Origin of the sequence: Thermococcus sp. (assembly GCF_027066465.1) — an archaeon.
In the GTDB taxonomy this organism is placed as follows: Archaea; Methanobacteriota_B; Thermococci; order Thermococcales; family Thermococcaceae; genus Thermococcus.
Genome location: NZ_JAMONU010000184.1, coordinates 1 through 5,976, shown reverse-complemented (window position 1 = coordinate 5,976; position 5,976 = coordinate 1). Strand labels below are relative to the sequence as shown.

General features: G+C 54.2%; 6 protein-coding genes. 5 read left to right on the top strand and 1 reads right to left on the bottom strand.

Going from position 1 to position 5,976, the window contains the following annotated elements; genetic code table 11:
- On the top strand, positions 1 to 389 hold a 389-nt coding region (locus MVK46_RS09120), incomplete at its 5' end, for an ATPase (protein WP_297536366.1).
- A gap of 2 nt (positions 390 to 391) precedes the next feature.
- On the opposite strand, the gene MVK46_RS09115 is transcribed toward MVK46_RS09120, so the two are convergent.
- Positions 392 to 1,549, bottom strand: a complete 1,158-nt coding sequence (locus MVK46_RS09115; protein WP_297536365.1) for an alanine--glyoxylate aminotransferase family protein — start codon at positions 1,547 to 1,549, stop codon at positions 392 to 394.
- Between the two features lie 162 nt (positions 1,550 to 1,711).
- Here MVK46_RS09115 and MVK46_RS09110 point away from each other — a divergent pair, with 162 nt between their 5' ends.
- The 4 genes from MVK46_RS09110 (at position 1,712) to MVK46_RS09095 (ending at position 5,245) form a co-directional block, all read left to right on the top strand.
- Positions 1,712 to 2,872 carry an MFS transporter gene (locus tag MVK46_RS09110; RefSeq protein WP_297536364.1) on the top strand — a complete coding sequence of 387 codons (1,161 nt, stop codon included), beginning with the start codon at positions 1,712 to 1,714 and terminating at the stop codon, positions 2,870 to 2,872.
- Positions 2,873 to 2,947: 75 nt separating this feature from the next.
- On the top strand, positions 2,948 to 3,493 hold the full coding sequence (locus tag MVK46_RS09105) for a 50S ribosomal protein L16 (RefSeq protein ID WP_297536363.1): 546 nt from the start codon (positions 2,948 to 2,950) through the stop codon (positions 3,491 to 3,493).
- A 60-nt stretch (positions 3,494 to 3,553) separates the two neighbouring features.
- The gene (locus tag MVK46_RS09100; RefSeq protein ID WP_297536362.1) at positions 3,554 to 4,060 is read left to right on the top strand and encodes a hypothetical protein; all 507 of its coding nucleotides are present in this window, start codon (positions 3,554 to 3,556) and stop codon (positions 4,058 to 4,060) included.
- A gap of 42 nt (positions 4,061 to 4,102) precedes the next feature.
- Entirely contained in the window at positions 4,103 to 5,245 is a 1,143-nt protein-coding gene (locus MVK46_RS09095) for an RNA ligase (protein ID WP_297536361.1), read from the top strand.
- Positions 5,246 to 5,976 lie beyond the last annotated feature (731 nt).

The following is a 5,976-nucleotide window of genomic DNA, read 5'->3' as shown; positions in this document are numbered from 1 at the left end:
TTACAGCCTACGGCGAGTTCAAGCCCTTCAGGCCGAACATCGAGGTCATTGATACAGCCTTCGACGGGCGCCCGACGGAGGAGAGGACCGACGAGGTCATCGAGAAACTCAGAAGGCTCAGCCCAGACTACGTCGTGATAGACACCCTTCACACCGTCAGCGTCCCGAGGATTCTGGACAGGCTAATCGACGACTACGCCTTCATCGTCACCTCGCTGGCGATGAGCGACGACCTGAAGGCTGAAGTCATGCACTGGCTCGGAATAGACGAGAAGACCTTCGACCGCTTCGACGTCCTCGTCGAGCTGAGCAGGGACTGGAGAACCGGAATGAAGAAGATAAACAGGATTCACAAAATAGAGAACGGGGAGTTAAAGCCCCTGCTCTGATTTCACTTCTTCCTCAGCTCTTCTATGACCTCCCTGAGGTTGGCGAGCATCTCGCGGATGTCGTCGAAGGTCATGTAGCCCATGTTTCCAATCCTGAATGTCTTCTCCGCCACGCTTCCGTAGCCCTTAGCCAACTCGAAGCCGCGCTCGCGCATGGCGTTGTAAACATCAACACCCTTCATCCCCTCGGGGACGAGAACGGCAGTTATCGTCGGGCTCTCGTAGCCGGGCTCGGCGAGTATTTCAAGACCCATCTCCCTGACGCCCTCGCGTATCATACTGCTCCTCTTTGCGTACATCTCAAGCCACTCCTTCTTTCCTCCCATCTTCTCGATTATTCTGAGAACGACGTTGAGGCCGAATATCTGCGGGAGCGGTGGCGTTGAAGGCGTTCCCTTCTTCTTCTCGTTGAACTTCCTGTAGAGCGGTAGGTCGAAGTACCAGCCGCGCTCCGGCATCTTCTCTGCTATCTCGAAAACGCGCTCGCTGACCGCTGCCATCGCGAGTCCCGGCGGGACGCCGAAGGCCTTCTGACTGCTGGCGAAGACCAGGTCGAGACCCCACTTGTCGAACCTTATGTCCGCCCCGCCCATCGCGGAAACCGCGTCAACGAAGACCAGCTTGTCGTGCTCCTTGGCCACTTTGGCCAGCTCCGGGAGCGGGTTCAGCACGCCGGTCGATGTCTCGTTGTAGGTTATCGTGACCGCGTGGACGTCGGGGTTCTTCCTCAAAGCCTCATCGAGTTCCTCCGGCTTTATCGCGTAGCCGGGTTCCTTCTCAAGGATTACCGCCTTCCTTCCGTTGGCTTCAACAACTTCGGCGAAGCGCTTTCCGAAGGCGCCGATGATTGTGACGAGGACCTTTCCGCCGCGGGGAACTGTGTTTCTGACGGCAGACTCCATGAAGCCGGTTCCCGAGCTCGGGAAGAGTATTATCTCGCCTTTATCGGCCTCGAGGAACTTCCTGAGCCTCTCGAGAGTGTCAACGTGAACGGCCTTCGCCTCGGCCGAGCGGTGGCTGAACATCTGCACGCTCATTATCGCGAGAACCTCGGGGAAGCAGGCGACGGGTCCTGCCGTGAAGAGCTTGTACTTCGGCCTCACCATCTCGTAGACTTCCCTATAAGCGTCCTCGTATTCCATGTCGAAGTGAATCTCCATTCAAATCACCCCAAGCGTGTTGATGAACGACGCTAAAAAAGCCTTCGCTCGACAGATAAGTGAAAAACCTGAAACTAAACGCATCCCCAAGTTCGGTTTTCGAAAAACTTTCAGGGGCTAAACCCTTTTAAGTCAAGTGTATAACGCTCAGAAGGTGGTCTGATGGAGCGCAAAAGGCCCGCCGGAATTCTGCTCCTCATACTCTCGGCATTCACCGGAACGATAGCCTTTCGCCTCGCCACCCCGGCCATAGCGTTCTACACGCGCGACATCCTCAGAGCGAGCATGTTCGCGGTTTCCCTCGTCTCGATGTCCTTCGTCCTCGCGAGGGCCTTCTCGTCCGTTCTCGGTGGCCTCGTGCTTGAGAGAGGGAAAAGGTTCGTTTACATCGGAGCGATGGCGATGATGGGAAACGCTCTGGCCGTTCAGCTGTATCCAATCACATCGAGCTGGCTTCAGGTGGCGGGAATAAAGCTCCTCAACGGGTTCCTCAACGGGATAAGCTGGCCGATGGCACAGTTCGTTTTAGCTGTGACGACGCCGAGGGAGATAAGGGCGCGCGTTACCGCGGTTTACTTCTTCTTTGGAAGCATTGCCTCGCTCCTCGGCAACTACATCTACGCTTACACCGTCAGCTTCGGCTTGGCCGGTCAGATGTGGATTTCCTCGGCGTTCTTCGTGATTACAGGCCTTATAATGCTCCTCAGCTACTACCTCCTCTTCGACCTGATAACACCCAGAAAGAAGAAAACGCCGGACGGCGAGAAGCCGAGCCTGAACCCGAAGAGGGTTCTAACGATTGCCTCGCTGATGGCGGTTATAGTGGCCTTCACCTCGGGCGAGATAACCTACGTTTACGTCTCGGAGGCTTTGGGACTGAGCAAGGAGAGAACCGCCGTTTTGCTCGGCTGGACGGGGTTTTTAGCAGCGTTGCTGAGCTACTTCATCTCGTGGCTCGCCGATGTGAGAAGTGAGGCAAGGATGGTGAAGCTCACAGCGTTGCTCGCGGGAATATCGCCGATTTTAGCGTCGATAAAGACGGCCCCTACGGTCTTCCTTGGAATTTTTCTGGCCCTCTTCGCGTTTCAGAGCTTCAGACCGGTTTCGCGGAAGGTTTTAGCTTCCTATCACCGCTCCTCGCTCGCGATAGGAGGCGTGAACGCCGTCCAAAACATCTCAACGTTCGCCGGAGGAATGCTCTTCGGCTTAGCATATTCTCTCGGGGAGGTTAGAGCCGTTCTAACTCTGAACCTCGCCCTTCTGGTATTCCTCCCGTTTTCACTCGGACTTATTTTTGAGGCACTTCAGATGAGGAGAGACTGAGGGCTTTCCAAAACTTTTATAAGGGGCTCAAACGGCTTAAGTTCAGACCGGTTACGCTCATTTGGAGGTGAGATTATGGGACTCAGACCAGCGAAGATTGATAGGGACGTTGACAAGCCCGCTTACACGAGGAGGGAATACATACGCGGTGCTCCGGGACCGAAGATAACGATATTCGACATGGGCAACCTCTCGGCTGAATTCCAGTACGAGGTCAGCCTTCACGCGGAGCAGGCAATGCAGATAAGGCAGAACGCCCTTGAGGCGATTCGTATACAGGTCAACAGGTACCTCCAGAAGAACGTCGGCAGGAGCAACTATCACTTCAAGATAAGGGTTTACCCGTTCCAGGTTCTGAGGGAGAACCCGATGGCCACCGGAAGGAAGGCCGACCGTTACGGTAACGGTATGCGCAGACCCTTCGGAAAGCCGATTGGCTTAGCTGCCCGCGTCAGGAAGGACCAGAAGATACTCACAGTCTGGGTCAACGAGGGCCACCTCAAGTTTGCAATTGAAGCCATGAGAAGGGCTAAGATGAAGCTTCCATATTCGGCATACTACAGGATTTACGACAGGGAAGGCAACGACGTCACAACAAAGGTTCTCTCAACGATGAAGTGAAGCCTGTTTTTGACCAACATATTTTTACGCACCTCTTCTTATGTTACATCAGTGATTCCTATGGAGCGAATTGAAGCGCTCCTTGTTATAGCCGGATTACTTATCCTCTCAATAGTGGGATACGCCGTAACCAGCACCTCCTCTAAGGGCGAAGCCACGTGCCCCGCGCCACCCAGCTTCAACAACTTCAACGCGGGGGTTCTGCACTTAAGCCCGACCGCAATCAGCACGACAGTGGGGAAATCCGTGAAGGTAACCGGAGAGGTAGAGAGCGGAAGCTACAGCGTCAACGGAAGGGAGTGCCCATACTACGGGCGGGTCTCAATACTCGTCTATGAAGGACCCCAGCTTGGGGGTGCGTGGAACGTCATCGTGAACAACTTAACCGCACCGAACGACGTGAAAGTTCTCGTTTCTCCCGGAGAGTTCTATCTCCCACCAAAGGGAAGTGTTGACTTCAACCTGACCTTAACGCCCCTCACGAGGGGAAGCTTTCACATCTACGTCGTCGCGGTCTCTGACCGGGGCTGGCGGGCGTGGGCCGAGCTGAACGTTACCGCAGGATGACAACGTTATTAACCTTCCAGCCCTACCAACTACGGTGAGAGGATGGTCAGTCAGGGGTTTAGAAACCTCCTAATCAAACTTGGCCTGCCGGAAGAGAGACTGGAGGTTCTAGAAGGCAAGGGCGGGATAGAGGAGGATACCTTCGAGGGAATCCGCTACGTCCGCTTCCGCGATTCGGCGAGGGGCTTCAGAAGGGGAACGGCCGTTTTTGAGGACGGGACGGTCGTTTTAGGATTTCCGCACATAAAGCGAATCGTCCAGCTCGAGAACGGTGTAAAGAGGATTTTCAAGGGCAGGCCCTTCTACGTCGAGGAGAAGGTTGACGGCTACAACGTCCGCGTCGTCAAAGTTAAGGGTAGGATTTTAGCGCTCACCAGGGGCGGTTTCGTCTGCCCCTTCACGACCGAGAGGATTCTTGACTTCATCAACGAGGAGTTCTTCAGGGATTACCCCAACCTCGTCCTCGTCGGCGAGATGGCCGGGCCGGAGAGTCCGTATCTGGTCGAGGGGCCACCCTACGTTAAGGAGGACATCCAGTTCTTCCTGTTCGACATCCAGGAGAAGGGAACCGGCAGGAGCATTCCGGCCGAGGAGAGGTACAAACTCGCCGAGGAGTACGGGATTCCGCAGGTTGAGGTCTTCGGCCTCTACGATAGGTCAAGGATTGACGAGCTGAGGGAGCTTGTTGATAGGCTCAGCGAGGAGAAGCGGGAAGGCGTCGTCATGAAGACGCCGGACATGAAGAGAATAGCGAAGTACGTGACGCCCTACGCGAACATCAACGACATAAGGATAGGCTCCAGGATTTTCTTCGACTTGCCCGGTGGCTACTTCATGGGGAGGATAAGCCGGCTCGCCTTCCACATAGCCGAGCGGAGGGTTAGGGGCGAGGACTTCGAGAACTACGCGAAGGCACTCGGCGAGGCCCTCCTAAAGCCCCTCGTTGAGAGCATCGAAGAGGTATCGCAGGGCCACGACGTCGAGGAGACCTTCAGGGTGAGGGTAAAGAACGTGAGCACCGCCCACAGAATGGTGAGCCACTTCGAGAGGCTCGGCCTCAAAATCCACATCGAGGACATAGAGGACTTGGGGAACGGCTACTGGAGGATAACCTTCAAGAGGCTCTATCCCGACGCGACGTGCGAGATAAGGGAGCTGTGGAACGGCTTGGCTTTTGTTGACTGAGCGGGTTAACGTTTTTTCTTTAACTTCTTGCCGTTGAAGAATAACCCCATCGAAGAACAACTCGAAGAGAAATCCACGCAAAAACAACTCCTCAAATCCTTTGATGAAACTTTGCCCACAGCCTTTGAGAAAGGCTGGCGAAAGCCACTTTCTCACCAAAGAGCAAGAAGTCAATCGTGCACTAACAGAAGAGCAAGTCCCTAAGGGGTTTAACACTACAACAAAACTCCTTGAGATAGTTTCAACTTACCATCGGCGCCCATCGGGCGCCTTCAAAGAGAGAAACACTCATATAGAGAGCCATGAAAAAGAAACCCCCTTTTCACAATGAACACTTAGAATCAGCACAATAAATTCCGCCAGCGCTGAAGCTTTTGGAAAAGCTTCACCAAAAGCTCGTGATTCCTTCAACAGGGCTTCCTTACGACTAGATTTCAAAATCAAGTCAGCCGTTGAGAGTTTGAATTCACACCCCCAAGGACTCCTTCACGCGGGTTTTACTTAAACCGCGCTCCTTCGGAGCGCAAAAACACTTGAACCTCTCTTTAAAAGATGCTCTTAAAGGAATTCACCCCCCAACCGAGCAACTCAAAAAGAAACTCCCACCAAGAGACGCCCCTTGACGTGCACGAACTATAAACTCTACTTTTTGAATAGTCAAACACTTTTGATCAAACTTTTCCCCAGAAAAGTTTGCTATGGTGGGCCCGCGGGGCTTCGAACCCCGGACC